We start from the raw sequence: 25,341 nt of genomic DNA on the forward strand, positions 1-25,341 counted from the left end.
TAAACGCATTCCGCTTCGTCCATAGTACCTTAAAGAGATAAGTAGTTATGGAGGTTGTTCGTCCATGAGTTTAATAAGCAGTAGTATCGAAGTGAATGAGGCTTATCTCAGAGAACAATTCAATAATTGCTCAGATATTGTATTTCGATCTTTTATTTTAAGGGATGAAACCATACTTTTACTTGTTTATTTAGATGGAATGACTCGATTGCAAAGCGTTGAGGAGAACATGCTGAAGCCGCTTATTTTCAGCGGTTTACCGCAAGGTATAGATCGAATACATTCGCTCGCCGAGATGTTCAGAAGCAGATGGCTTCCGTTAACAAATATAAAGACAGACGAATCTCTGGAGGATCTAGTCCATCATATCCTACAAGGTAGCTTGGGAATATTGGTGGATGGCGAGGCATCTGCGATCATCGCTCAGGTCCAAGACTACGAGAAGAGGAGCATCGAAGAGCCGAAGAAGGAATCGACCTTGCGCGGGGGCGTTCGTGATCTACAGCTCGCACAATATACGGATTTCACATATGATTAAGAACGTGTATATTATCGGTTACTTTTATTCCTTCGTTAACATTGTCATACCTTTGATTTTATGGATGATAGGAAGTATACGGCAACGCCGTAAAGCGTCCAGCATCAATTAAATTTGTAAGTAAGACCACAAAGTAAAATTCTTAGATATCCTTGAACTGGTTAAGCGTATCCTTTTGGTCATGGGCGCTGCTGCGGCCAGAACTACGGCAGTAGCGGAAAAATACATCCAACCCAACCTGATCAGCAAGGACGATTTCTTCCTCAACCTCACGCAATCGCTGTGCATGACTGATCGTCTCGCCTGTTAGAACATCCGGAGTCGTTTCGACAAATGTATCTACACCTATTTCCATTTTCAAATCCCCTCATACCCAATTTTCTTCAGCACGTGAATAAGTTCGAGATTCAGCTGTTTGCTCGCAAGTTATAAACATGCAAATAGGGCAGCAGCCATGAATGGGCTGCCACCCTATTGGGAGAACTTTTATTCCACAATATTAATTTTCACATCGATGTCTCCCCGAGGTTAAACGGTTCGCATCAATTCCAATTGCATGATGTTAAATCAAGATCTCTATTTCAAGCGCCGGCTAGATGATTATCCTTTAAGCAGATTCCCGTTAAATAGGATGTTCATCGTTCGAATAAAGAGAACGGCCACAACGATACTGAGCAAAGCCAGAACGATCGCGGAAATGGCGATTAACAGCCAGGAATCCACGAACATCGCGTATTTTAATGCGGCATTGCTGAGAGCAGCCATCGGAAAGCTTACACCCCACCAGGAAGCGCCAAACGGGATCGACTTTTTGAATACTTTGAAGAACAAGACAATGAACAAGAACAGTCCAAAGTAAAACAAAATGGAGGCGAACGGATCAATTCGCTGCTCAAAGTTCGTATAGCCAAGAAAACCAACCTCAAACGGCGCAATCATGATTATCATGGAGGGCGTTAATCCTGCTGGCATTGGAGCGTGATGAATCAATCTGGATAAGATCAAGGTGAAGAATACTAAAGCCACAATTCCACCGATCGCAAGGGATAACAAATTAATTTCATGCGCCCATGGGAACGGCATTGTCCCCCCGGCAACCGCAATATCAATGGTCCCTACCACAGGAACCAGCGAAGCCGGAACCGCGTTAGCCGGCTCGTGATTCCCGTTCAACAAGCGTGAAACGAAAACAAAACTAAGCGCTAAGGTCGCTACTGTTCCGATGATCCAAATCACTTGTCCTGATATTTGACTGTAGTTGCCAATCAAGGAGGAAAGCAAGAGTATGGCAATCGTGATCGTACCGAAAAAATTCCCCGTGATGGGATGCGTAAATTCAGCTTTGACTTTCTGCGGGTATAAAACCCATTTTGAAATATAACCTATGCTTAATGCGATAAATATCACAACTGCAACAATTCCACTGATATCAGTGATGACGGTGGAAGTGCCGAATAGCTTACTTGCTTCTCTCCAAGCCAATGACAGACCTGAAATTCCCATAACCGACGCAAATAGATTAACGGGTAAGAATTGAATAGAACCGATGCTACTTTGTTTCTGTACGGCAGTCATGGTTTGCATGGAAGGTCACCACTTTCTATGTTCTAATTCAGAGTGCAATCGTGCTATGTCGTCGTAACAACGTCAAAAGGAAATTCCTTTGTCGTTCTCCCTCCGATTAGAGCGACTATCTCCTGTTGCCTCATTGTATGAAAATCAAAATGATAGATCAATATCATTGTTTCTATGGAAACGATAGACGAGAGCTATGAAGGTTTTTATCACGGTACCCCTTAAGAAGCTGATTATTCATCACTGTCACAATACTCCAGCAGCGTATCTTGCTTGAGAAGCTTTACATGAGCCGTGATTAGATCGATAAAACCTCGCGAAGCATTTCCCATATATTTATCTCGGTGAAACACAATGCCTACTTCTCTGCACAGGGTAGGATTTTGAATCGGAATATGAAGCAAATCGTCGTAGTTGTACATTTCAAGAAGGGTTTTCGATAAAACAGTGCCGCCTGCACCTGAACGAACGAGTCCAAATAACGATTCGATCGTTGTCGTTTCGATCAAGGGATTAAGTTTAAAACCGGCCCTAGAACAAGTCATATCGACTAACTGGCGGCACCGATGGGTTTCAGGGAACATCACAATCGGCACATTCAGGATCTCTTCAAAATTAATAGCGGTACGGCCTGCGTATGGATGTTCCGATGTTGCAACAAAATAAAATTTTTCTCGGTACAGGGGAATCGTATTAATTCTTTCATCCTCGAGAGGCAGAATCGTAATTGCCAAATCCAATTCGTTTTGCAATACGCGGTTTACGATATCTTCGACACCAAAGATTTTAATTCGGACTTTGGGATAATCGCGATGGAAATCAAGCAGTAAGGATGAGACTAATTGGTTTAGCTCGCCCGGGAGCGCACCAATCGATAATGTGCCGCGCTCAATTTGCTGAAGCTCTTGAATTTGCTCTTTGGCGCTTGATAAATTGCCGAATGCCAATTTACTCTGCTTATACAAAATCATCCCGGCCTCGGTTATCGCAATTTTCTTCCCGATACGGTCGAATAACGGGACGCCAAGCTCGTCTTCAAGCGCTTTGATTTGATGACTTAAGGACGGCTGGGTAATCCCCAGCTTGACGGAGGCTCTTGTGAAATGCAATTCTTCGCATGTCGCTATAAAGTAATCCAACTGTCTTAACTCCATCTCGATCGGCCCTTTCCTTCACGATATCCCTCAGAAACGAAGTGCGATAAGTATTGTTAGGCTCCTGCTTACTATCCCGCATTTTTGCATCGGTTATTAAATTCGCTTCGAATCAAACCGATGGACCATGTTGCCATTAATGAGAAAGGTCATAATCCGCTTCGAATGTCGAATGTTTTCGACAACGCAAATATAACGGAATGCTTCCTCATCGATCAATGCAGCTTTATCTATCATTTTGATAGTTTGTTTCTATGATCATTCTTAGCTGGATTATTATAGGGGCAGTTAACGCTAGTTCTCGCGTACGTCTACGATCTCATTGCAACGGGAATACCCTGCTTTTCCAAAGCCTTCGAACCCCAATGCCTCTTGGCTAATATTCCTGGATAGCCATTGCTGATTAATTTCTTTTCCCCGATGGGAGCCCCCAAGGATGATGAGTTTATTTCTGATTATGGAATGAAAGTTTAGCTGCTCATCCGGCCTGCGGTCCCCTTTAAGAAATGATAATTTAAAGGTCAAAAAAGAGAAAGGATCCGCCGCGGCGGATCCAGAAGATCGGAAATTCCTATTCGTCACTGGTCCAGTTTGGCGCTTCGATCAGATATTCGAATTGCGTCATAACCGCTCGCTTGGTCTCTACATCTATCGTTTCAAGTATGCTCGTTATGCCGCTTCCTGTGGTAATCGCTATGTTCTCCTATCAGTTACAGAATTGTTTTTTGCATAATCTCAACCAATTCCATGATCTCAAATTATAGTCAAATAATTACGTCTATCTTCCTGGCTGAGCAGCTCGGATCCGCTCATTTATCTTCTCTCGGAAGGTCAGCAGCCATGCGGCATCTCTCGGATAACTGTTGAACGTAATCTCTTCTTGAAGCCCCTCTTCAACAAGCCTCATAACTTCATCATGCCCAATGAAGCTCTCCAGGAGCTGAAGCGCCCTTAAATCCTGGAGTCCTTCCCGAAAAACGTTCAAGCGAACCGATTCAACCGGTTCACCATTCTCGCCGGGATACACAAGAAAAGCATCGCCCGATGGAAAGGCAAAGTCGGCATCCGTGGTCTGATACGGATTGAGCTTACGCTCGGAATATTGGGAATACCAGAAATTATAGCCCCAATGCAAAAAACCTGCGATAGCAAATTTGTATAATTGCACACCAAGGATCCGATTACGGGCAGATGGCATATGGAAGAAACGATTAGACACTTCTTTATACTGGCCGCAGCAGTAGTACGTCCATAGATCCTCTACTCCGCGTTCCAGAAAAGGCCCGATGTGATTACTTGCCGGAATCGGATTGCTCACGAGCCCCTTATCGTAATATTCAATATTCGAGAGTGCATCGATAACCGGAAAGTCGCTCAGATAGGTTTGAAGAAGCTCACTCGCGCTGCTGTACCAAGGCAAATGCTCTAATGAAGGCTCATCCGATACATGAAAGTAACTGCGGCGTTCAAGCCCATTCTCCCTCAAGAAGGCAGTCAGCTGAGGCAAAAACTGCCCCAGGAAGGACTTGTAGGACTCCCCTGCCGCATCTGTATCCCAGCCAAAAATCCGGGTAAGGACACCATTTTCCACAGCCATGATTTTGGGTGCATGCTTGGCTCCCCACTGGGTGAACAGGTGAGAAAATTCAAAGTACCGGATGCCGCTGCGATCACCTATCTGGGCCCAGCGCTTCAGCTTGTCAAAAGCAAAAACGTACGTTTCCCCATCTTTAACGACATCCACCAATTGAACCGTCGGACGTTCACCGCCGACCTTCGTGTCCAGAGGCGGCGTGAATATTGGAGTCAGCAGCATATTCATGCCGCCGCGAACGGCGCACTGAACATACTTCTCCACAATGCGCCAATGCTCCTCGCTGAACACCTCCACCTTATACTGTGTGGCAAGACAATCGGTATGAAACCACTCCGTATGAATCAGTTTTTGTTCAGGCAGTGCAGCAGCTATAATTTCCAGTTCGAAGGTTTCTTCAGCCAGCACGCTGCCGTTTTCATGAATAAACTGAATTTGGATCGGATAAAGCCCGGGAGCTGCGTCCGCCCCGCTGAGATCAGCCGTTATCCACAGAGCTCGCCATTGACGCGGCGGAATGAGCAAACCATTCTCTGAAATCGGATGAAGCGGATCCGGGTATAGGCCTACAGAGGTACGGAGGATATGTTCATCATGATCGGGATAACATGGGAACTCGGATGGAACAAGTCCAACGTTACGGACGGATACCCGGTCCAATAAGCCCGATGAAAGGCGAATCTGAATATTTCGCAGGGTATGGCCGAATGAACTCCGGTAAGCAGTTTGCCAAGAAAACCATTCATTTCCAAGTGCGGTGGCGCGGCGGTAAGCAGTCTCCGTCAATGGTTCATCCGGAAAGACCTTCACCAATGAATGCAGGCTTCTAGTTTCAAGCATAGCTTAGGGCTCAGCTCCTCTACTCGTTAAATTGTTCCAGCATGGATAGCGTTATCATAGCTTGAAAGACTGAGCCCGTCCAGATAAGAAATTTTCATCAAACAATCCACTTTATTTTACATAATTTGTAATACAAGTGTGTTATCATTTGGTGGAGATGTCTATTCAAGATAAGAAAGCATACCCTAGGAGGTTATTAGCAATGGCGCATCCTGCAATTGAAATGTACAACTATCACGTTTGGGCAAACAGAACCATGCTGGACCGGCTAAAAGAACTGCCGCGTGACATCTACGAAAAGGAGATTCCAAGTGTTTTTCCATCCATCTCCAAGGTCATGCCGCACATCTACATTACCGATTGCTGCTGGTTCGATATTCTTTCCGGCAAAAGCATGAACGAGGCCATGGCAGCTTCCCGTCAGCTTCAAGAGCTTGCAGAGACGAGCAGTATTGAAGAATTGCAAAGCCTGTTTCACGAATCATCCGAGAAGTATCAAGCATTCTTCAGCCGGCAGGAAAGCATGGACAAGACGATCGTGCTGGATAATCCCTATGCCGGAATCCGGGATACCAGTTACTCCGAAATCGTCCTGCAGGTAGTCAATCATGGGACTTATCACCGCGGCAATATTACAGCAATGATCCGCCAGCAGGGCCTCGCCTCTACCATGACGGAGTATGGACTATATTGGTATTCGAAGTAGTTCTTCATAATCGAGCAGCTTCGTTCAATATAAACGAATGCAGACTGTATCCCGAGGTGGTTTATATTGAATAACGTATTGAAAGAAACCGATCACGAGCTTATGATGGACTACTCTTCTTTTCCAAGCTTACTGCAGGAAACCCTGGCGGGCTTAACGGATAGCGAATTAGATTTGTGCCGGGCTCCGGGGAAATGGTCGATCAGACAAATTATTCATCACATCGTCGACTGCGAAATGAACTACTTTCAGTACGATCGGTATGCACTTTCAAATACGGATAGCAATTTTCCTTTTCCAGCTTTCAATGCGGATACTTGGGCAGAAAACATGGCATACGGGAGCAGACCCATTGAACTTGAGCTGCGGTTCTTTTCGTTGATCAGAGAATATATCACGCATCTATGTCATTCTTTACCCGATGCTTTAGACCGCACATTGAAACATGAAGACGGAGAGTTTACAGTAAGGCAGGCACTTGAGCATGACATCGCACATGCCCGGCATCATAGAAATCAAATTATAGAAACAAGAATAATAAACGGAGTATAAGCACCCGTTCCTGGTTCATAGGATGACCCTATATCAGGAAAAGCCCGCAGGAGGTAACCACCCGGCTTCTCCGTTTTCAGCCATTTTGGTACAACTTGGCATTTCATGCTATATTGAATGCAGTGAATAGAAACCAAAAGGAGAGCTGAAATGTCGACTGGTAATGGAACTGGAACCAAAGAAAATCCATGGAAATTAAAAACGCCTCCGCAATCCTCGGAATATGAATTATACAAGGACGAGAAGGACGGGCGGGCCATCCTGGTTTGTACTGTAGGCAAAACCATTTTGCATTATGATTACCGCTGTGTGGATGACTTGTATGCGATGCTTAAGCAGCATGGGGACTGGATGGAGCTTGGGAGCGCGGATGAGCAGAAGCCTGCCAAGGAAGGTACCGTTGAAGCTTGGGGACGCTCGGCAGACAATCCGGTTGGCGGCTGGTATGGACTCAAGAAAGGATTCCGCGGCAGATTCGGTATGTATATCCCGCCGCTTCTGGAGGAATTAGGACTTGCTGAAGTCGAGCATAATCCGAGGAATAACCGGATGCGGGCCATCTAATAATCGCATTGTTGTTCCCATTTGTTCCCTAATAGGACAACCATCTGCTCTCCCCTTCCATCTGGCAGAGTCTTAAGATTTGTAATGCAGCATCATCTTGGCCACATGCCTCTCTAGCTCTGCGATTAATTCAGGAGTATCGATTATTGTAACGCTGCTGCTGTAGCTAAGTATGTTCTGAATGGCTTTCTCCAGCGAATTGAATTAAAAGAGGATTGGACTGCTTTTTTACTGTACGCAAGGAGCGGCATGTATGCTCGGGGTCTGGAAAATCCTGTTGGTTAAGTATAGGAGGGCAGCGTTATGCAATCGCATGCAAATCAAAAAACTGTATCTATCTGGGTCCGAATCCTGTCCTTCTTATGGGATTATATTCTTATTGCGGGTTACATCATTCTGCTGGTCGGAGTCTTTTATCTTGCACGGCCGATACTGGTACCGCTGTTCACTGCCGGCCCTTTGCCTTCGGAGATCACCGGGTTTCTGTTCATTACGCTCCCTGTATATCTATATTTCGCCGTATGTGAGGGGTCTAAGATGCACGCGACATGGGGAAAACAAAAGATGGGGATTATAGTGGCCGGCGTGAACGGCCGGCCATTCGGGCTTGGATCCTCTCTTCTCCGGTCTGCTCTTAAATTCCTCCCATGGGAGCTTGCCCATTTCACCATATGGCACATGGTCACTCCTACCGGGTACGCCGATTCTATCATTTACGCCTTGTTAGCGGCGGTCTACGGACTGGTGATTATATATTTGTTAAGCCCCTTAATGAGCAAAAGAAATCAAACGGTTTATGACTTCATTGCGGGGTCCGTTGTACGGTACAAGGATTAAATCTTATGAACCCTTCGCCAAACGGAGCAGACTCCCATCCTGTGCGCATACATACAGCTCGCCCGCCGAATCGACGCCAAACGAGGTGATTTGTTTGCCTGACTCCAGCAGCGTCCTATTCTGAATCGTTCCGTCTTCTTGCTGCCGAAGCGCCCAGATCGTGCCTTTCGCGTAATCCGCGTAGATGTACCAGCCTGCCAGCTCAGGCAGTTCCTCGCCTCGATAGACGAATCCTCCGGTCACCGACACACCCAGATCCCGGCCATAGGTATAGATCGGCAGCACCGTATCGGATTGATCGCAGCCCTCCATCGGATTGAAGCATAAATTGCCTTCGACCTTGTTCCATCCGTAATTGCCGCACTTCTCAATGAGATCGATTTCCTCGAGCCGGTCCTGGCCGACATCTGCCGCCCACAGCTTACCCGTTACCGGGTCGAAGCTGAATCGCCATGGATTACGCAGCCCGTAGGCATAAACCTCAGGGGCCCCTCCGCCTGCCGCGAAAGGATTATCCTTCGGGATGCTGTAAGATTTGCCGTCTTCTCCGCTGTCTACGTTAATCCGCAGAATTTTGCCCAGCAGGCTGTCTTTATTTTGACCGTTGCCTTGCGGGTCGCCGCCGCTGCCGCCATCCCCCGTTGCAATATACAGATTACCATCCGGGCCAAAGGCCAGCTGACCGCCGTTGTGATTCGGATATGGCTGCTCGAAAGTAAGCAGGATAACCTCGCTTGCCGGGTCAAGCAGCTCAGGATGCTCCGGATCCTTCATCACAAACCTCGAAATGACCGTGGATGTCTCCGTTGTATAATTAACGTAAGCGATACCCGGCTTCTTGGGGTGAAAAGCAAGACCGAGCAGTCCCTGCTCACTGCCTTCGGAATAAACACGGTCTGTAATGTCGAGCGCAAGCTCCGGCGGCCCGGCCGCATTCAAATCCAGCATTTGAATGCGGCCTGGCTGCTCCACAATGAATACCTTGCTCCTCAGCGCAGCAGTCACCCCATGCTCGCTTACCATCCCGACCGGATTATCGAAGGTACCCTCCGGGGCAATGGTCTTCAGGATGATTTCACCAGAAACCGATCCCTGATCCGGCTCCTTCTCTCCCCGGCAGCCGGTCAGCAATGTGATCATGATTAGGATCAAACCGCTTAATAACCCTCGCTTCATTAGCTATCAACCCCCTAATATTTACATAATCTCACAATGAGGAGGGCTCATACAAGTCCGCCGGGCCTTGTAATTTCATACGGGCATTATCCCTGCTCCCTATAGCCTCCAGGCGTTACACCGCTTGCTCTCATGAACGCATGATAAAACGAAGGCTCGCTCTGATAACCGACAAGCTCCGCAATCTGCTTCACCTGCAGGGTCGTCGTCTTCAAATACCGCTTAGCCGCTTCTATTCGGCAGTAAATGAGAAACTGAATGGGACTTATGCCTACGATATCCTTAAACAAATGCGCAAGATGGTATTTATTGAGAAAGGTCTCCTCTGCCAGCATCTCAAGCGTAATCGGGGCGCTGTAGTTCTCCTCCATCATTCGTTTAGCCTTCCATACGGCCTCCTGTGCAGAGGCGTTCATCTTATCCCGGGTCTCCCCATAGTGGACAAGGCGGGCCAGCTTGGCAAACAGAATACCCAGATAGTGGTTGGCAATCATCGTCGACTCCGGCTCCCCCCGGTAATATTCCGCAATACATTCCCGCATCAGCTTACGGATGGCTGGAAGCTGATCATGCAGGTGAACTACCGGGGGCAGCCTGGGATCTATGAAGAAATCCGGTGGCAGCTCCCGCAGCTGAATGCCCGTGAAACCAATATACGTAGCGCGAAAAGGATGCTTCGTCGACAGCTCCTTATGCCAGATCCCCCGGTGATACAAGAGCAGCGTCCCCGCCTCCGCCGTATAGCGGACACCGTCAATCTCAAACTCTCCTTCTCCCTCCTCTATCAGCAGAATTTCGCTGTTCGCATCATGCTTATGCAGCTCCAGCATGAACCGGTTGTCCTCTTCCAGATCAAAGGAAGTCCCCGACAGGAAAACAGGCTGGCTGCTGAATAAGGAAGTTTCATTCATGATCATCGCCCCTCCTATCGCAAGAATGAATAGTTAATCCCACAAGCTCTCGCATTGTATCGTCCGCTCTCATCGCCTAATCTTATAATAGAAAGCGCAATCACTCATTACTCACAGAATAGAACACAAATTCAGCAGCTGCAATAACTAATAGTTTGATAAGGAGCGTGACTGCTTTGCTTATATTCAAGAAGAGGCAGATTTCGGATGAGAAGTACGAGGCATGTGCCGTATTCGACGTCAATGGCGACGGCATTCCAGATATCGTCAGCGGTGCCTACTGGTATGAAGGACCCGACTATTCGAAGAAACATTTTATATGCGATATCTTGGCGATCCATGAATACCATGACGATTTCTCCGACTATCCGCTTGACGTTGACGGCGATGGACGGCTGGATATTATTACTGGCGGCTGGTGGGGCGAGACCTTGCGGTGGCGCCGAAATCCGGGTGCAGCAAACACGGCGTGGGAAACCTTCGATATTGATAAATGCGGCAGCATCGAGACCATCCGATTCTTTGATATCGACAATTGCGGAGTACCGGAAATTTTTCCGAATACGCCAGGCGCACCGCAGGCTTTCTATAAGCTCATTCGCGATGCAGACGGCAAAGGAACCGGCGAGTTCCTGAAGGTTGTGATCGGCGATGAAGCCAGCGGTCATGGCATGGGTTTCGTGGATATGACCGGCAATGGGCGTACGGATGTCGTATTGTGCAGCGGCTGGCTGGAGCAGCCCGAAGATCCTTTTCAAGGTCCATGGACATTCCATCCGGAGTTTCAGCTTGGATCCGCCAGTGTTCCGATTCTCGGACATGACGTGAACGGGGACGGCTTAATGGATCTTATCGTCGGCCAGGCGCATGATTACGGTCTTCATTGGCTGGAGCAGGGCTGGGCTGCAGATGGCTCCCGGACATGGACGAAACATGATATCGATCTGAGCGGCTCACAATTTCATGATCTATGGCTTGTCGATCTGGATGGAGACGGTGAACTGGAGCTTATTACCGGCAAAAGGTACCGTGCCCACAACGACGGCGATCCCGGAGCTCATGATCCAATCGGCATCTACTATTACAAGATTGACGGCGGCCGGTTTGAAAAGCATGTCATCGACTACGGAGCAGCGGGTGAAGCATCGGGAGCCGGCATCTATTTTTGGGTGCAGGACTTGACCGGCAACGGCTATCCGGACATCGTTGCTCCCGGCAAAGACGGGCTTTATTTATTTGAAAATCTAGGGTATGGAGTGGAGTGATACGATGAGTAAATTACGGATCGGCTTTGTAGGCGGCGGCGGTATGGGCCAGATGGCGCATCTGAGCAATTATGCGGTTTTGCAGGATCTATGCGAGGTTGTCGCGCTTGCTGAGGCACGCCCGCAATCGGCGAAGCTGGTTGCACAGAGGTACGGAGTCCCCGAGGTTTATGGGAGTCATCTTGAACTGCTGACGCATGCGAAGGTGGATGCGATCGTCGCTCCCCAGCAATACCGCAATCATCCCGCGATTATTCCTGACATTCTTCGCGCAGGCATTCCGGTCTTCACCGAGAAACCGCTCTGTCTTACGGCAGAAGCCGGACGGGAGCTTGTGCGAATAGGTGAGGAGACCGGTACGCTCCATATGATCGGTTATCACAAACGCTCCGATCCTGCGATGGAGAGTGCCAAATCCGTTGTCGACGAGTGGAAGTCAAGCGGTCAATACGGCAGGCTGCGCAGCATTCGCGTCTCGATGCCGCCGGGAGATTGGGTCGCCGGTGCCGATGCACCGCTTGGCGTCAATGAACCTTACCCCGTTATCACGCCAGAGCCGGGCCCATCCGATTACACCGATGAGCAGACTCGCGCACTGGATACTTTCGTCAATTACTATATTCACCAGGTCAATGCGATCCGTTTCTTTCTCGGTGAGAACTATAAGCTGACTTTCGGCGATCGTGCAGGGCTGCTGTTAGTCGGCGAAAGCGAAAGCGGTGTTACCGTCAGCCTTGAGATGGCCTCCTATCATACCTCAAGAGAATGGCATGAGCAGGTGCTTGTCTCCTTCGAGAAAGGTTATGTTAACGTTGATCTGCCGGCACCGCTCGTTCGGCAGCAGGCGGGTAAACTGACGATTTATAAGGATAATCCAGACCTTGCGCCTCCTGAGCTTATTCAGCCGATCATGCCTAATGTCTCTGCGATGCGTAATCAAGCGAGAAACTTTATCGCAGCCGTTAAGGGCGAACGTCCTGCTCCCTGCACCTCCAAGGAGGCGCTCGAGGATCTCATCCTCGCTCGGTCCTATATTGACTTTATGTCCCGCACTTATGGCGGTTAACCGCAAAAACCTAGCTTATGCTTCCAGTGCGAGTTTTTGCTAGGACGTTCGATAGTCTCGATGTCTAGGCAGAGCCCGCAAAAACCTAGCTTATGCTTCCGATGCGAGTTTTGTTGCGATGTATGGTCGAAGAAGTATGCCTTCACAAAACTTAGCTTATGCTTCCGGTGCGAGTTTTTGCTAGGACGTTCGATAGTCTCGAACGTCTAGGCGAAGCCCGCAAAAACTTAGCTTATGCTTCCGATGCGAGTTTTGTTGCGATGTATGGTCGAAGAAGTATGCCTTCACAAAACTTTTAGGAGGGTAATCCATGAGAAGAATTGCTATTATTGGGGCGGGCAGCATTGTGTTCTGCAAGACGCTGATCCTGGACATCATGGCTACGAAGGATTTGGAAGAAACCGAGTTTGTGCTGATGGCTCCTTCCACAAGCAAAACCTCGCAGGTTCAAGCTTTTGCCGAGAAGGTCATTGCCCATAACGGACTTAAGTCGAAGGTCACGGTTACGACGGATCGCCGGGAAGCGTTGAAAGGCGCAAGCTATGTCATTACTTCTTTTCAAGTCGGGGGCGTCTCCGCGTTCGAAATCGATTACAAAATCCCGCTCCAATACGGGGTCGACCAGTGTATCGGTGATACACTTGGGCCGGGCGGTGTATTCCGCGCTCTTCGCAGCATTCCGGTCATCCTGGATGTTGCGCGGGATATGGAAGAGTTATGTCCGACAGCCACACTGCTCAATTATGTGAATCCGATGGCCATGATCTGTTGGGCGCTCGGTGAGACCAAGATCAACTACGTCGGTCTCTGCCACGGGGTTCAAACGACGCTGGATCTCATTTCCGGCTATGTGGGTATTCCTAAGCAAGAGATTGATTACGTTTCCGCAGGCATTAATCATATGGGCTGGTTCACCAAGCTCTCTCACAAAGGACAGGATCTGTACCCGCTGCTGCGTGAGAAGTTCGAACAGCCGGAGTTCTATGTTAACGAAAAAGTACGCGGCGAGGTATTCCGTCACTTCGGATATTTCATGACGGAATCGACCGGACATTTATCCGAATATGTGCCTTGGTTTCGAAAAAACCAGCAAGCACTGGACCTTTATTGCGATGAGCCGTCTTTTGGCGGCGAGACAGGCGCCTACTATACTTGGTGTAATTATGTCGCAGACAAATATAGGGAGCGCGATATTTTGGCGGATGAATCCGCTGATTTGCCACCCCGGAGCGTCGAATACTGCGCCTATATTATCGAGGCGCTGGAAACTGGCCGGACATTCAAATTCAGCGGCAATCTCCGCAATAACGGCATGATCGCTAACCTGCCTGCCGAATGCTGCGCCGAAGGACCGGTCTTTGCAGACCGAAACGGCCTGCATCGGACGATCGTCGGCGAGATCCCGCCGCAGTGCGCTGCTCTCAATCTTACCAACATCAACGTACAGCGTCTGGCTGTGCTGGCTGCGAAGAGCGGAGACCCCGAGACCGTCGTTCAAGCGATCGCACTCGATCCTCTGACCTCTTCCGTTCTGACTTTGAAGCAGATTCGGGATATGGTTACGGAAATGCTGGCAGCTCAGCAGCAGTGGCTGCCCCAGTTCGAGGGCAGACTTCCAAGACCAACGCCGACCGTTCCTATTCCAGCGAATATCAAGCGCGCGGAGGTGCCGATTGATCCGGCCCTTGCCGTATTCTCTCGTTTTGGCGAACTAGCTACGTAGCATCTCTCATGGACAAATATCGCTTAATACCTCCCGAATATAGATTCTGGTATAATGTGTACTAATCAGATTCTAATCGAGGGATGCCCATGTCGAGCGAACAATCATATACAACCGAAGAAATTGCCAAGCTGCTGAAAATATCCAAGCTCACCGTATACGATCTAATTAAGAAAGGCGAGCTGCCCTCCTACCGGGTGGGCAAACAGATGCGCGTCGATGCCTCTGATCTGGAGAACTACAAGCTCCGCTCCAAAGGGATCACAGCCAGTGCGGCGGAGAAGCCCGTTTCTCCTTCCCTGCAATCTCACGAACCGTTCAAACAGCTCGATCCCGCTCATACACAAGAAAGACAAATTGTCATTACCGGGCAGGACATTAGTCTGGATATTCTAGCCAAGCATATCGAGAAGCAGCTGCCCGGCATACGTCCGCTGCGTTCCTATGTAGGCAGTATGGACAGTCTCATCTCGATGTACAGAGGCGAGTCGGACCTTGTCAGCACGCATCTGCTCGATGGCGACACCGGAGATTATAACGTTCCCTATATACGCAAGCTTTTTATCAGCCAATCCGTTATTGTCGTTCGCCTGCTCTCCCGTTCGGCCGGACTCTATACTGCGAAGGGAAATCCGCTCAAGCTCGGGGAATGGGCGGATCTCACGAAGCCTAATCTGCGGATCATCAACCGCGAGAAGGGATCAGGCGCACGCGTTCTGCTGGATGAGCAGCTGAGGCTGAACCGGATAAAACCCTCCTCTCTGACCGGCTATGCCGATGAACAAAATAGTCACCTTGCTGTTGCAGCAAAAGTTGCGAATGGAGAGGCCGATGTTGGGGTTGGCATTGAAAATGCAGCCCGTTTCGTTGACAGCATCGACTATATACCACTCATTCAAGAGCAATATGATCTCGTTATGCTCAAGCGGCCAGACAATCTCCCATGGATCCACGGGGTCATTTCAATTCTGCAATCGAAAGCCTTTCAGCAAGAGCTTGAAAGTCTTCACGGCTACGATTTGAAGCAAACCGGTCAAATTCTCTATGAAACGTAACGTATGAGGGTGTCCAAGGAAATTTGACATGCCAATGCGATGCATGATTTGCATCTCACATGTTTTATTGAAATGGATGGCTTCACGAAAAAATGGCTGCACAGGATGTAAATCCTGCGCAGCCATTTTCAATTGTTTCTCCCTAACCACGATTAAGCTCCTCTATCCTTTTGAAACAGGAGCTATACTGGATTTCATGCAGTATAGAGAGCCATATTTGATCCGGACTCACGCTATACTGCATTCCATACAGTTAAATCGCCTCAGAAAAGAGCTTTTCGAGCAATATGTGCCATTTTAACTGTAAATATCCAGTATAGCGACAATTTCGGTCAAAAAAGCCGTAAATAGCTGCATATATCCAGTTTAGAGGGCAATAGTGGTGTTGGTAAGGCTGTTCGCTAAGCCTTTTAGAGGCCAATAGTGGGTTTGGTGAGGCTGTTCGCTAAGCCTTCGAAAACCGGTTCGCCAGCAGCAGCATAAGGAAGGAGAAAACAACCATTGTACCCGATAACGCCCATGCGAGCTGCATGCTGCCTCCGTCTATCGCCACATAGATTGCAGTGGGAATGGTTTGCGTCTTGCCGGGTATATTGCCTGCGATCATTAAGGTAGCCCCGAATTCCCCAAGCCCGCGGGCAAAGCCCAGAATATAGCCGGCCGTTAATGAGCGAACCGACAGCGGGATGGAAATATGACGGAACACCTGCCACTCCGATGCCCCCATCGCTCTGGCCGAATCCTCCAGCTCACGCTCAACGCCTTCGAAGCCGGCTCTCATCGCTCGATAAGCGAGAGGGAAAGCAACGACTATTGCCGCAATAACTGCAGCCTCCCAGGTGAAAACAATCTGCCCTCCGAATACCCACTCGTACAGCCTGCCAATCCAGCTCCGCCGCCCCAGCGTAACGAGAAGAAGAAACCCGATCACCGTTGGCGGCAGCACGAGGGGCAGCAGGAGCACCGTATCCACGAGACTTTTGCCTATGAATCTGGCATGAGCCATTCGCCAGGCGAAGAACACCGATAGAATCATCATGATGATACTGGCTATAATCGATATTTGAATCGACAGCGTAATCGGTGCCCAAAAATCTTTCCAGTCCATACCTCATACCTCTCACTTCTATAACCTATACCGCTCTAATTAAGCTGGCAGCTTAAATCCATATTTTACAAAGACGGCTGCAGCCGCTTTGGATTGCAAGTACGTATAGAAAGCTTTTGCTTCCTTCTCATGCTCGGTTTCCTTGACTATGCCTACGGGATATACGATTGGCTTATGAACCCCGGGAATGATTTTGATCGCGACCTTGGCTTTCTTCGAGGTCATCGCGTCTGTGCGGTACACGAAACCGGCATCTACATTGCCTGTTTCCACATAAGTTAGAACCTGTCTGACATCCTTGGCAAAAACCAATTTATTCTGAAGCGTATCCCAGACTTTGCGTGTCGTTAGCGTTTCCTTCGCATATTGTCCGGCCGGCACGGATTCCGGCTGTCCGACCGCAATCTTCTTGATCGTATTAGCGGTTAATTCCTTTACGGTTGTAAAGGTCTTCGTCGAATGGGAAGGCACGATCAAGACAAGCTCATTGCCGAGCAGCGTCGTGCTTTGAGCGATCAGCTTCTGACTGACTAACGCGTCCATCTGCTTCATCCCCGCAGAGAAGAACAGATCAGCCGGAGCGCCCTGCTCAATCTGCTTCTGCAGCGTGCCTGATGATCCCAGGTTAAAAGTCAGATCGATATCCGGATGCTGTTTCTCATAGGACTTCTCGATCTCTTCCAAGCTGTCCTTAAGACTTGCAGCTGCAGATACCAGCAGCGTAGTTTTGCTCTTCGCAGCCACTGCCGGCTGCATCGGCGCAGCAAGAAGAAGTAAAGCGGTGCTTGCGGTTAGAATCGTAAACAATGATTTCTTTAACATCCTAAAACTCCTCCACCCTATAGTTCAAGCTTATGATCATCATAGTAGCATAAGTGTTCAAAAAATAGAATGCATTGATTATATTTAGCAATATTTAAAACTATTTAGACATAACTAGATCCGCAGCAACCTGCAAAAAAGAGCCCCCTCAACCAGCTTCTGCTTGCGGGCAGCTCTTCCTTGATCTTCAACATTCATCAATCTAATCTATTTCTTGACCGATTTAATCTTTAATCGCATGAAATATATCCTGGATGTAATCCCATGTCCGCTCTACCGAGGCGATCCGGAAATGCTCCTCAGGCGTGTGGAAGTTGAACATATCCGGGCCGTAGGAGACTACATCAAGGTAAGGCATTTTCTCAACTAAAATACCGCATTCAAGACCTGCATGAACCGCCTTGATCTCCATCTCTTTCCCATACTTGCGCTGATAAACCCCTGCAAAGATATCTCTGAGCTTCGACTCCGGCCGATACGGCCAGCCCGGAAAATAATGATCCGCGCGGAAGCCGCAGCCAAGCGCCTCAGCCAAAGCCTCCATCTCATACAGCGCAAGGTCAAGCTGTGAACGCATGGAGCTCCTCACCAGACTTTCAAGCACAACCTCGGATGCCGTCGTCTTCACGCTTCCGACATTGGAAGAGCTTCGCACGAGATTGCCGATCGACTTATTCATACTGAACACGCCGTTTGGTACGAGCAGCAGAGATGTGATCACTTTATTCTGCGAATCGGCCGAGAAGCGCTTCCCCGAAAGCGGCTCGACTGATTCTCCATAAGCCATCAGTTCAATTGTAATATGGGGATCGACTGCCTCGAACTCATCTTGCACAATCCCGTTCCACGCGGCAATTCGTTCGGAGGCAGAACCCTCGTCCTTCAAATAAATGACGGCTTCCGCTTCCCTCGGAATCGCATTAACCTTAATGCCGCCGCTTAACCGGGCAAGCTCAAACTCCACCTTGTTCCGGCGCAGATCGTCCAGTACCCGGCCCAGCAGCTTATTCGCATTGCCCCGCTGCTGAATGATATCCTCGCCGGAATGTCCTCCTGCAAGCCCTTTTACCGACAGGGTATACGGATTGCCGCCTTGCGACAGTTCCTCCCACTCAATCGGAATCGTATGCAGCACCGATATGCCGCCGGCACTGCTGACGAATAACGTTCCTTCCGTATCCGAATCCAGGTTGATCATCATGCGGCCCTGCAGATTCGTCACATCGATGTTCATCGCTCCGGCCATACTCGTCTCTTCCTGCGTAGTAAGCAGAATTTCGAGCGCCGGATGCTTCAATTCCTTGGCGTCGATCAACGACATAGCAAAAGCGACGGCCATGCCATTATCCGCCCCGAGCGTCGTATCCTCGGCATAGATCATTTCGCCCACAATCTTGAGCTTGATGGGATCCTTGGTGAAGTCATGCTCAGTCGATTTATTTTTCTCGCAAACCATATCCAGATGCCCTTGAAAAATAACCGTCGGCGCATGCTCATACCCCTTTGACGCCGGTTTCTTCACGATAACGTTCCACCATTCATCCTGCAGCGCAGTGCAGCCCCGCTCCTCTGCAAACCTCACGATGAAATCGCTGATGGCTTTCTCATTCCCTGACTCTCTCGGTATGGCGGATAGCGGATAGTTCTTCGAAGAAACGGATGACCTTGCTGTCCCCGGTATATACACGGCTTGATTCCTGCTTCAAATGGCTGCCCCCTAAACATTGATTATTATGTAATAAGCCAATACCGACACCTACACCGGCCAGCGTCATAGGTCTTAACCGGCTCTAGTCCAGATTATTAAGAATATTATCCTCCAATACCGCGCTCTTATCGCCATACTTCATTACAATATGGCACTCGCCCCAATTGCATAAAGAATCTAATATTGATTTTAAACTCCATCCATATGGACTGAGCTCATATTCAACCTTGGGCGGAACCTGGTTATAGCTGATCCGATTCACGATGCCGTCCTGCTCTAATTCTCTAAGCTGCTGCGTTAACATTTTTTGCGTAATTCCGGGCATGATACGTTTTAGGTCGCTTGTGCGCTTCTTCCCATGCGTAAGATGGCAAAGAATCACACATTTCCACTTTCCGCCGATGACCTCCAAAGTCGCTTCCACAGATATGTTGTATTTCTTCTTGAGCACCCTTTATCCTCCTAGTTATGCATGATAACTTTTTAGTAACTATAGTACTTATAAGTACGTACTACCCATGTTTATTTTAACACCCTATAATAACATTTACCGGCCGGTGAATACTATACTGTTACTATAGGAGTGTACCCAAATGATCATCGATAAAAAGCGAAGTACCTTGGCGCTCCTTGCTTTAGCCATCAGCGCCTTTGCCATTGGAACGACCGAGTTCATCAGTGTTGGCCTGCTTCCGCTCATCGCTGAAGACTTACACATATCTGTCACGACAGCGGGCTTGACCGTTAGTTTATACGCGCTCGGCGTCATGCTGGGCGCTCCAATCCTGACTTCACTGACAGCGAAAGTATCGCGTAAAACCTTGCTGTTCTGGATCATGATTGTCTTTATTGCCGGTAACAGCCTCGCTGCCGCCGCCCATGGAATTGCTCTTCTGCTCGCAGCACGCGTATTCTCCGCCTTCGCTCATGGGGTATTTATGTCCATCGGCTCGACCATCGCGGCCGATCTCGTCGCTGAGGACCGCCGGGCCAGTGCAATCTCGATTATGTTCTCCGGGCTGACGGTAGCTACCGTTACCGGTGTGCCGATCGGCACATTAATCGGACAGCAGCTGGGCTGGCGGGCCGCTTTTATCGCCATTGTCATTATTGGGATAATCGCATTGATAGCAAATATGATTCTCGTGCCGGCCGGTCTCCGCAAAGGGGCGAAAACATCAATTCGCGACCAGGTCAAGCTCGTTACGAACGGACGGTTACTACTGGCCTTTTCCATTACGGCTTTAGGATATGGCGGCACGTTCGTCGTCTTCACCTACTTGGCCCCTTTGCTTCACGATATAACCGGATTTAAAGAAAAGACGGTTGCCGCGATTCTCGTACTGTATGGGGTTGCGATTGCGATTGGCAATGTCATCGGAGGGAAAGCAGCCAACCGTAAGCCGCTGAATGCCTTGTTCTATATGTTTGCCCTGCAGGCCATCGTGCTGTTTGTGCTGCTGTTCACCGTTCCCTACGCGGCTGCCGGCTTGGTAACCATATTCTTCATGGGCCTGCTGGCTTTCATGAATGTTCCAGGATTACAGGTGTATGTCGTCGTACTCGCTAAACGTTTTGTGCCGGGTGCAGTCGATGTCGCCTCTGCGCTTAATATCGCTGCCTTTAATGCGGGGATTGCGATCGGTGCTTACCTTGGCGGTGTCGTTACGGATACGATCGGCCTCAAACATACGACATGGGTCGGCGCGGTTATGGTTCTGGGGGCTGTCCTCCTGACCGGCCTCAGCCGGGCTTTGGAACGAAAAGATGAAGCATCCCATAAAGAAGCTCCGGGCTTCTGCTTGAAGCGGTTATCCGGCGTTTAAATACATGAAGGACGAAACATTATCATTTGGAGGGTATTTGGAAAATGACAACTAATCTGCAAGCTGCAACAACATTAAACAATGGTGTTCGTATGCCCTGGTTCGGACTGGGTGTGTTTAAAGTAGAGGAAGGCGCCGAGCTGGTAGAAGCCGTCAAATCCGCAATCAGGCATGGGTACCGAAGCATTGATACTGCAGCCATCTATCAGAATGAAACCGGCGTTGGGCAGGGAATTCGCGAAGCCCTGGCAGAAACAGGACTCTCCAGGGAAGAGCTCTTCGTCACTTCGAAAGTTTGGAATGCAGACCTTGGCTATGAATCCACATTGGCTGCTTATGAAGCGAGCCTTGCGAAGCTCGGGTTGGATTACCTGGATCTCTATCTCATCCATTGGCCTGTGAAAGGCAAATATAAAGAGGCTTGGCGAGCGCTCGAGACGCTGTATAAAGAGGGCCGCGTAAAGGCAATCGGCGTGAGTAACTTCCAAGTCCATCACCTCGAAGACCTGAAGAAGGACGCTGAGATTACGCCAACCGTAAACCAAGTGGAATTCCATCCGCTCCTCAGCCAGCAGGAATTGCGACGCTACTGCCAGGAACAAGGAATTCAGCTGGAAGCTTGGTCTCCGCTCATGCAGGGTCAGCTGCTGGACAACCCGGTGCTGCAGGAAATCGCCGCCCATCATGGCAAATCAACAGCCCAAGTCATCCTTCGCTGGGATCTGCAGCACGGGGTAGTCACGATTCCGAAGTCTACGAAAGAGCACCGCATTATCGAAAATGCCGCGCTGTATGATTTTGAGCTGACTCCCGATGAAGTGGCCCGGATTGATGCTTTGAACAAGGATCAACGGGTGGGCCCGGATCCGGATAACTTTGATTTCTGATCGCAAACGCTCGCGAGGCACCGCTCCTTCCCTTTAGGAAGATGCGGTGCCTCTTTGCTGTTATTCCTCCGATTCGTTCCCATGCAGATTGTCTTCCTCATTATCACGAATCGTTTTTTGCAGCACCAGACAAGCTTCGATAAGAAATGCGCCTCCGATGGCGTAATAGCCTTTTACATAGAAGGGCTCCTGCAGCGTGTATAGACCGATGTATTCTGCCAAGACGGCAAGCAGAAAGCCGCCCCATGCCATGAACGTAAACGCAGCTGTATTCCTGCTTCTGTAGCCTGGATTCTGATCCTTCAAAAATTTATCTTCATCGTTATCTCTGGCCACCTTCTGAAGAAGGAAGGACGTAATAATCAGCAATACCCCGGTTACGGCATAGTACCCTTGGACAGACAGCGGCTGCTTCAGATAATAGATGCCAATGAATTCAAATCCGCTTGCCAGAATGAACGCCGACCATGCCATGAACGTATAGGTTGGCGTGTTGCGCCGACGGTAGAAATTGACCATTTTCCGATTCTGCCCAGCTTCCATTAGTAAAGCCCTCCCGTATAACCTGCCGGTTATTTGATATGACTTCATTCTATAATGTTCCATGAATTTGAGTAGTACCATCTATTTCTAGTACCAGGTCCTATACATAAGGGGACAGAGTCAGAAAGCCGGCTATCGCTGCCATACAATTCTAAAAAGCTCAGCCCCAAATGGATCGGGAGCTGAGCTCGAATATACGCATATAGCGGATCAATACCATAAGAAATACATAATCAAACTGATTGCAGCTCCGAATAAACAGCCTACAAAAACTTCAATCGGCCGATGACCCAGCAGTTCCTTTAATGCCTTCCGGTCAACGCCTGTTCCATGGGCTTTTCCTTTATCATGAAATAAATAATGAAATTCCTCGGTTAGCCGGTTAATAATAACCGCCTGTTCGCCTGCCTGCCTCCTTATGCCGCAAGCATCGAACATGACAATAGCCGCAAAGACAACGGAGATGGCAAAATAAGCTGAGGCGACGCCCTGCTCGATTCCGATTGCAGCTGCAAGCGATGCGACCGCGGCCGAATGGGAACTCGGCATCCCACCCGTGCTGAAAGCAAGCCCCCATGCCCATTTTCGGGCAGCGATATAATGCAGGGGCACCTTAACTAGTTGGGCCAGCAAAATAGACGCAAATGCCGCCACGAGCGGAAAATTAGTTAGTATCGCCATTGCAGATCCCCCTTTTCGCCTCATTCCATGGACATTCGATTAAGCAAATGATGGATAATATTCGATCAGCTTCGTATTAAACGTTATCCATTTATCGGTTCCGATCCGCAGCCACTTACCGCTCTTCTCATAGGCGGGGAATCTCTGCCTTGGCCTAATAATGGTCACTATATCCGCTTTGCTGTCCGGTGCACACCGAACGTTAAGCGTCCCGGTTAATACTTTGATGTAACCGATAACGTTAGCTGCCGAAGCAGGCGCTGTTTCATTGCTGTCCGGTGACTTCAGCTCCTCATTCTGAGAGCCTGGATGAAGAAAGTCAAGACTTCGATAAGAGGAAGGAAGGAATAGAACTGCGATGATCAGCGCTGCCATCAATAGGCATGCGATCGTATAGCTGCGATAGGAAGTCGTGTCGATACGGACAGGCTCCGGTATGATCGGAATATAATTCATGATCTCGGATGTCTGCGGCACTTGGCCATTCAGCCGGTGAGGAAGCTCCGTCCTTACAGCGCCTGCAGCCGCAGCGCTCAGCTGTTTCTCCGTCTCTTGGAAAGCATGAATGATTTCTCCAAACGACAGCCTTTCTGTAAAATCCAGCATGACAATGAACTGAGCGGCCATTCTCCCATATAAATAATCTTCTCCTGTGTCATGCTCTCTAAACTGGCTTTCATTCAAGAAATTGCCCAGCAGCGCGCGCAGCTCCTCGATAAAGGAGAACTGCTGCAGCGTCTTTGCCGCATCGCGAAACCTGGCAAGCGTATTCAGAATGGGAGACGCTGCGGTCTGTTTCTTACGCTCCGCTTGTTGATGGAGCTCTTTCCAATCCTCTTTCAACCTGCTGATCTGACTGGCCGTGAGGGAACAGCTCCGTTGATTATCGTTGACTTGTTCAACTTGAGTTCTCAATTTAAGCAGGGTTTGATGGGGAGCGAACAGTCTCTTAATCGGGCTGGAAACCTGTTTATATAGATCAAGCATCGCTAGCTTATTGTTATTGCAGGTCTGAATATTACCTTCATGCTCTTCTTGCAGAATGGTAAATTCCTCAGCAATTTGCTTAAGTCCGGCATAGGTATCTAGCTGAATAAGCTCATCAAGCGATGCAGGCTTTTGGCTATGAGGTTTCCGGCTCAGTGATTGTTCCTGTAAGGAGGCTTTGTTCTCCGGGAGCCGGTCTCTCTGCTCGGTTAGGAGGCCCGTCTCTTCCCTGAGAAACCGCTCAAGCTCAGCATGATGCCGATGCACGTTGCGCTGCGTCAGCAGCATAATGAACGGTTTAATGAACCCCTCCATAAATGCGATGACTTGCTTCATGGTTCGTTTCGTCTTCAATTTCTCCTGGCTGCTCAATGCCGCTTCAATTTCGGCTATATTGCTGCGGTGTATCCTGTCAGGATCATTGTCAAGCTTGCCCTGAAGGGCCTGATCAACGGAAATCCAGATCAGCTCTCTTACATAGGGCCAAAGCCGGCTTCTTTTGCTGCTGCTGACTTTATCCAGCTCTGCGCCGGAATGATCTTCATGAGCATGAATGCTGTTAATCAGTCCAAGCGGGGAAATGCCGTAATGATCTTGGATCTCATAAAGTGCATCGACGTCCATCCCTTGATCGGCAGTACCGCTGTTAAACAGCCATATGACATCATCAGCAAGCTTGAGCATCTCTGCAGCGGCCTTGATTTGTCCCCCGAATGGAAGGGTCCTGCCTGGGCTGTTCATCAGCGTAATTTTCTTTAATAACTCAGCAGGATGCTGAATCTCAAGATGATCCAGCCGATGGTGCGAATCCGCCGTTTTCCCGCTTTTCTCCAGTGAGAAAACCTCTCCGGCATCCATTTCCGTTCTGGTTCCGTCTTGAAAATAGCCGTAGATCCGGACCGCAGTCCCGTATTTGATTATCATTCCTGTATCCGCTGCCGGCCGATCATCAACGGCCAGGAGCTCTTGTCCCAGTAAGGCATTGATAAGCTTCGCCCTGCCCGAATAGGATTCTCCAATGATCAATACCCGGCTATTTTCCTTCGATTCCTGCACCATCGCTTGCAAATCCGCCCGCCACTAACGACACTCCTCACTTGCGGCAAATAACTCATTTAATCCTTCCAACAGTCGGCTAAGGCGCTCATGTCGTCCCAAGGTTTCTGCACTCCTTGCTGTCGCTGCGTAATATAATGGATTTTTTAGCTAAGAAGTTATTTTGT

The 25,341-nt window shown here is 49.0% G+C and carries 23 protein-coding genes and 2 pseudogenes; 11 read left to right on the forward strand and 14 right to left on the reverse strand.

Annotated elements, in window-relative coordinates; genetic code table 11:
• Nucleotides 1–64: 64 nt before the first annotated feature.
• Nucleotides 65–538 carry a spore germination protein gene (locus tag ACFPYJ_RS16535; RefSeq protein WP_379189280.1) on the forward strand — a complete coding sequence of 158 codons (474 nt, stop codon included), beginning with the start codon at nt 65–67 and terminating at the stop codon, nt 536–538.
• Nucleotides 539–691: 153 nt separating this feature from the next.
• Here ACFPYJ_RS16535 and ACFPYJ_RS16540 read toward each other — a convergent pair.
• The 4 genes and pseudogenes from ACFPYJ_RS16540 to ACFPYJ_RS16555 form a co-directional block, all read right to left on the reverse strand.
• Nucleotides 692–893: pseudogene (locus tag ACFPYJ_RS16540) on the reverse strand (LLM class flavin-dependent oxidoreductase); the annotation flags it as partial.
• 245 nt (nt 894–1,138) lie between these two features.
• A complete protein-coding gene (locus ACFPYJ_RS16545; protein WP_379189281.1) occupies nt 1,139–2,122 on the reverse strand; it encodes an SLAC1 anion channel family protein in 984 nt (327 codons plus the stop codon).
• A 224-nt stretch (nt 2,123–2,346) separates the two neighbouring features.
• On the reverse strand, nt 2,347–3,267 hold the full coding sequence (locus ACFPYJ_RS16550; RefSeq protein ID WP_379189282.1) for a LysR family transcriptional regulator: 921 nt from the start codon (nt 3,265–3,267) through the stop codon (nt 2,347–2,349).
• A 778-nt stretch (nt 3,268–4,045) separates the two neighbouring features.
• Nucleotides 4,046–5,701 carry a DUF4091 domain-containing protein gene (locus ACFPYJ_RS16555; protein WP_379189283.1) on the reverse strand — a complete coding sequence of 552 codons (1,656 nt, stop codon included), beginning with the start codon at nt 5,699–5,701 and terminating at the stop codon, nt 4,046–4,048.
• A gap of 202 nt (nt 5,702–5,903) precedes the next feature.
• On the opposite strand from ACFPYJ_RS16555, the gene ACFPYJ_RS16560 reads away from it, so the two are divergent.
• From ACFPYJ_RS16560 to ACFPYJ_RS16575, 4 genes are all read left to right on the forward strand, one after another.
• Nucleotides 5,904–6,407, forward strand: coding sequence for a DinB family protein (locus tag ACFPYJ_RS16560; RefSeq protein WP_379189284.1), 504 nt, complete (start codon nt 5,904–5,906; stop codon nt 6,405–6,407).
• 66 nt (nt 6,408–6,473) lie between these two features.
• Complete coding sequence (locus ACFPYJ_RS16565) at nt 6,474–6,959, forward strand: DinB family protein (RefSeq protein WP_379189285.1); 486 nt, start codon at nt 6,474–6,476, stop codon at nt 6,957–6,959.
• Nucleotides 6,960–7,109: 150 nt separating this feature from the next.
• Entirely contained in the window at nt 7,110–7,523 is a 414-nt protein-coding gene (locus tag ACFPYJ_RS16570; protein WP_379189286.1) for a DUF6855 family protein, read from the forward strand.
• Between the two features lie 303 nt (nt 7,524–7,826).
• Nucleotides 7,827–8,360, forward strand: coding sequence for an RDD family protein (locus ACFPYJ_RS16575; RefSeq protein WP_379189287.1), 534 nt, complete (start codon nt 7,827–7,829; stop codon nt 8,358–8,360).
• Nucleotides 8,361–8,363: 3 nt separating this feature from the next.
• On the opposite strand, the gene ACFPYJ_RS16580 is transcribed toward ACFPYJ_RS16575, so the two are convergent.
• Together ACFPYJ_RS16580 and ACFPYJ_RS16585 are read right to left on the reverse strand one after the other, a co-directional pair.
• A complete protein-coding gene (locus ACFPYJ_RS16580) occupies nt 8,364–9,536 on the reverse strand; it encodes a PQQ-dependent sugar dehydrogenase (RefSeq protein WP_379189288.1) in 1,173 nt (390 codons plus the stop codon).
• Nucleotides 9,537–9,622: 86 nt separating this feature from the next.
• On the reverse strand, nt 9,623–10,447 hold the full coding sequence (locus ACFPYJ_RS16585; protein WP_379189289.1) for a helix-turn-helix transcriptional regulator: 825 nt from the start codon (nt 10,445–10,447) through the stop codon (nt 9,623–9,625).
• Nucleotides 10,448–10,623: 176 nt separating this feature from the next.
• Here ACFPYJ_RS16585 and ACFPYJ_RS16590 point away from each other — a divergent pair, with 176 nt between their 5' ends.
• From ACFPYJ_RS16590 to ACFPYJ_RS16605, 4 genes are all read left to right on the forward strand, one after another.
• The gene (locus ACFPYJ_RS16590) at nt 10,624–11,712 is read left to right on the forward strand and encodes an FG-GAP repeat domain-containing protein (RefSeq protein ID WP_379189291.1); all 1,089 of its coding nucleotides are present in this window, start codon (nt 10,624–10,626) and stop codon (nt 11,710–11,712) included.
• A 4-nt stretch (nt 11,713–11,716) separates the two neighbouring features.
• Nucleotides 11,717–12,778, forward strand: a complete 1,062-nt coding sequence (locus ACFPYJ_RS16595) for a Gfo/Idh/MocA family protein (RefSeq protein ID WP_379189292.1) — start codon at nt 11,717–11,719, stop codon at nt 12,776–12,778.
• Nucleotides 12,779–13,088: 310 nt separating this feature from the next.
• Entirely contained in the window at nt 13,089–14,501 is a 1,413-nt protein-coding gene (melA, locus tag ACFPYJ_RS16600) for an alpha-galactosidase (RefSeq protein WP_379189293.1), read from the forward strand.
• A gap of 89 nt (nt 14,502–14,590) precedes the next feature.
• Nucleotides 14,591–15,556, forward strand: coding sequence for a substrate-binding domain-containing protein (locus tag ACFPYJ_RS16605; RefSeq protein ID WP_379189294.1), 966 nt, complete (start codon nt 14,591–14,593; stop codon nt 15,554–15,556).
• Nucleotides 15,557–16,001: 445 nt separating this feature from the next.
• On the opposite strand, the gene modB is transcribed toward ACFPYJ_RS16605, so the two are convergent.
• The 4 genes from modB to ACFPYJ_RS16625 form a co-directional block, all read right to left on the reverse strand.
• Complete coding sequence (gene modB / locus ACFPYJ_RS16610) at nt 16,002–16,664, reverse strand: molybdate ABC transporter permease subunit (RefSeq protein WP_379189295.1); 663 nt, start codon at nt 16,662–16,664, stop codon at nt 16,002–16,004.
• A gap of 39 nt (nt 16,665–16,703) precedes the next feature.
• Nucleotides 16,704–17,486 (reverse strand): molybdate ABC transporter substrate-binding protein, encoded by a 783-nt coding sequence (modA, locus tag ACFPYJ_RS16615; RefSeq protein WP_379189296.1) that lies wholly within the window; start codon nt 17,484–17,486, stop codon nt 16,704–16,706.
• Nucleotides 17,487–17,709: 223 nt separating this feature from the next.
• Nucleotides 17,710–19,173, reverse strand: coding sequence for an aminoacyl-histidine dipeptidase (locus ACFPYJ_RS16620; protein WP_379189297.1), 1,464 nt, complete (start codon nt 19,171–19,173; stop codon nt 17,710–17,712).
• A gap of 103 nt (nt 19,174–19,276) precedes the next feature.
• Nucleotides 19,277–19,645 carry a winged helix-turn-helix transcriptional regulator gene (locus ACFPYJ_RS16625; protein WP_379189298.1) on the reverse strand — a complete coding sequence of 123 codons (369 nt, stop codon included), beginning with the start codon at nt 19,643–19,645 and terminating at the stop codon, nt 19,277–19,279.
• Between the two features lie 142 nt (nt 19,646–19,787).
• Between ACFPYJ_RS16625 and ACFPYJ_RS16630 the strand changes: the two genes are divergently transcribed.
• Together ACFPYJ_RS16630 and ACFPYJ_RS16635 are read left to right on the forward strand one after the other, a co-directional pair.
• Nucleotides 19,788–21,020: an MFS transporter gene (locus tag ACFPYJ_RS16630; RefSeq protein WP_379189299.1), complete on the forward strand. Its 1,233-nt coding sequence runs from the start codon at nt 19,788–19,790 to the stop codon at nt 21,018–21,020.
• A 44-nt stretch (nt 21,021–21,064) separates the two neighbouring features.
• Nucleotides 21,065–21,907 (forward strand): aldo/keto reductase, encoded by an 843-nt coding sequence (locus ACFPYJ_RS16635; protein ID WP_379189300.1) that lies wholly within the window; start codon nt 21,065–21,067, stop codon nt 21,905–21,907.
• 60 nt (nt 21,908–21,967) lie between these two features.
• Here the strand turns inward: ACFPYJ_RS16635 and ACFPYJ_RS16640 are convergent, their stop codons facing one another.
• From ACFPYJ_RS16640 to ACFPYJ_RS16655, 4 genes and pseudogenes are all read right to left on the reverse strand, one after another.
• Nucleotides 21,968–22,159, reverse strand: a complete 192-nt coding sequence (locus ACFPYJ_RS16640; RefSeq protein WP_379189309.1) for a YiaA/YiaB family inner membrane protein — start codon at nt 22,157–22,159, stop codon at nt 21,968–21,970.
• A 60-nt stretch (nt 22,160–22,219) separates the two neighbouring features.
• Nucleotides 22,220–22,426 (reverse strand): annotated as a pseudogene (locus tag ACFPYJ_RS16645) (YiaA/YiaB family inner membrane protein); the annotation flags it as partial.
• 234 nt (nt 22,427–22,660) lie between these two features.
• The gene (locus tag ACFPYJ_RS16650; RefSeq protein ID WP_379189301.1) at nt 22,661–23,131 is read right to left on the reverse strand and encodes a divergent PAP2 family protein; all 471 of its coding nucleotides are present in this window, start codon (nt 23,129–23,131) and stop codon (nt 22,661–22,663) included.
• A gap of 39 nt (nt 23,132–23,170) precedes the next feature.
• Nucleotides 23,171–25,177: a hypothetical protein gene (locus tag ACFPYJ_RS16655; protein ID WP_379189302.1), complete on the reverse strand. Its 2,007-nt coding sequence runs from the start codon at nt 25,175–25,177 to the stop codon at nt 23,171–23,173.
• Nucleotides 25,178–25,341: the final 164 nt, after the last annotated feature.

The sequence above is a fragment of the Paenibacillus solisilvae genome (genome assembly GCF_042656405.1).
GTDB classification, from domain to species: Bacteria; Bacillota; Bacilli; order Paenibacillales; family Paenibacillaceae; genus Paenibacillus_Z; species Paenibacillus_Z solisilvae.

Coding starts and splice junctions, on each gene's coding strand:
- ACFPYJ_RS16635 (WP_379189300.1), top strand. CDS start 21,065: ATGACAACTAATCTGCAAGCTGCAACAACATTAAACAATGGTGTTCGT.
- ACFPYJ_RS16650 (WP_379189301.1), bottom strand. CDS start 23,131: ATGGCGATACTAACTAATTTTCCGCTCGTGGCGGCATTTGCGTCTATT.
- ACFPYJ_RS16595 (WP_379189292.1), top strand. CDS start 11,717: ATGAGTAAATTACGGATCGGCTTTGTAGGCGGCGGCGGTATGGGCCAG.
- ACFPYJ_RS16555 (WP_379189283.1), bottom strand. CDS start 5,701: ATGCTTGAAACTAGAAGCCTGCATTCATTGGTGAAGGTCTTTCCGGAT.
- ACFPYJ_RS16640 (WP_379189309.1), bottom strand. CDS start 22,159: ATGGCATGGGGCGGCTTTCTGCTTGCCGTCTTGGCAGAATACATCGGT.
- ACFPYJ_RS16580 (WP_379189288.1), bottom strand. CDS start 9,536: ATGAAGCGAGGGTTATTAAGCGGTTTGATCCTAATCATGATCACATTG.
- modA (WP_379189296.1), bottom strand. CDS start 17,486: ATGTTAAAGAAATCATTGTTTACGATTCTAACCGCAAGCACCGCTTTA.
- ACFPYJ_RS16570 (WP_379189286.1), top strand. CDS start 7,110: ATGTCGACTGGTAATGGAACTGGAACCAAAGAAAATCCATGGAAATTA.
- ACFPYJ_RS16605 (WP_379189294.1), top strand. CDS start 14,591: ATGTCGAGCGAACAATCATATACAACCGAAGAAATTGCCAAGCTGCTG.
- ACFPYJ_RS16550 (WP_379189282.1), bottom strand. CDS start 3,267: ATGGAGTTAAGACAGTTGGATTACTTTATAGCGACATGCGAAGAATTG.
- ACFPYJ_RS16560 (WP_379189284.1), top strand. CDS start 5,904: ATGGCGCATCCTGCAATTGAAATGTACAACTATCACGTTTGGGCAAAC.
- ACFPYJ_RS16545 (WP_379189281.1), bottom strand. CDS start 2,122: ATGCAAACCATGACTGCCGTACAGAAACAAAGTAGCATCGGTTCTATT.
- ACFPYJ_RS16535 (WP_379189280.1), top strand. CDS start 65: ATGAGTTTAATAAGCAGTAGTATCGAAGTGAATGAGGCTTATCTCAGA.
- ACFPYJ_RS16585 (WP_379189289.1), bottom strand. CDS start 10,447: ATGAATGAAACTTCCTTATTCAGCAGCCAGCCTGTTTTCCTGTCGGGG.
- ACFPYJ_RS16575 (WP_379189287.1), top strand. CDS start 7,827: ATGCAATCGCATGCAAATCAAAAAACTGTATCTATCTGGGTCCGAATC.
- ACFPYJ_RS16655 (WP_379189302.1), bottom strand. CDS start 25,177: ATGGTGCAGGAATCGAAGGAAAATAGCCGGGTATTGATCATTGGAGAA.
- modB (WP_379189295.1), bottom strand. CDS start 16,664: ATGGACTGGAAAGATTTTTGGGCACCGATTACGCTGTCGATTCAAATA.
- melA (WP_379189293.1), top strand. CDS start 13,089: ATGAGAAGAATTGCTATTATTGGGGCGGGCAGCATTGTGTTCTGCAAG.
- ACFPYJ_RS16630 (WP_379189299.1), top strand. CDS start 19,788: ATGATCATCGATAAAAAGCGAAGTACCTTGGCGCTCCTTGCTTTAGCC.